The 543-nt window shown below is 65.9% G+C and carries 1 protein-coding gene and 1 pseudogene; both read left to right on the forward strand.

What is annotated here, in order from left to right:
* Positions 1-416 (forward strand): annotated as a pseudogene (locus BN1800_RS39770) (aminotransferase class I/II-fold pyridoxal phosphate-dependent enzyme); the annotation flags it as partial.
* Positions 394-543, forward strand: a 150-nt coding sequence (locus tag BN1800_RS44395; RefSeq protein ID WP_143534281.1) for an aminotransferase class I/II-fold pyridoxal phosphate-dependent enzyme, incomplete at its 3' end; no start/stop codon positions are given. The pseudogene BN1800_RS39770 and the gene BN1800_RS44395, both read left to right, overlap by 23 nt.

The following is a 543-nucleotide window of genomic DNA, read 5'->3' on the forward strand; positions in this document are numbered from 1 at the left end:
CCGCCGATCCGAAGGCGCCGAAGCTGATCGCGTTTGAATCCGTCTATTCGATGGATGGCGATATCGCGCCGATCAAGGCGATCTGTGATCTCGCCGACGAGTATGGCGCCATGACCTATCTCGACGAAGTCCATGCCGTCGGCATGTACGGCCCGCGCGGCGGCGGCATTGCCGAGCGCGAAGGGCTGATGGACCGGCTGACGGTGATCGAAGGCACGCTCGGCAAGGCCTTCGGCGTCATGGGTGGCTATATCGCCGCCTCGGCGGCACTGTGCGATTTCATCCGCTCGTTTGCCTCCGGCTTCATCTTCACCACGGCGCTGCCGCCGGCGCTGGCGGCCGGTGCGGTGGCCTCGATCCAGCACCTGAAGGTCAGCCAGATCGAGCGNCGTCATGGGTGGCTATATCGCCGCCTCGGCGGCACTGTGCGATTTCATCCGCTCGTTTGCCTCCGGCTTCATCTTCACGACGGCGCTGCCGCCGGCGCTGGCGGCCGGTGCGGTGGCCTCGATCCAGCACCTGAAGGTCAGCCAGATCGAGCGC

The organism is Rhizobium sullae (assembly GCF_900169785.1).
Classification (GTDB): Bacteria; Pseudomonadota; Alphaproteobacteria; order Rhizobiales; family Rhizobiaceae; genus Rhizobium; species Rhizobium sullae.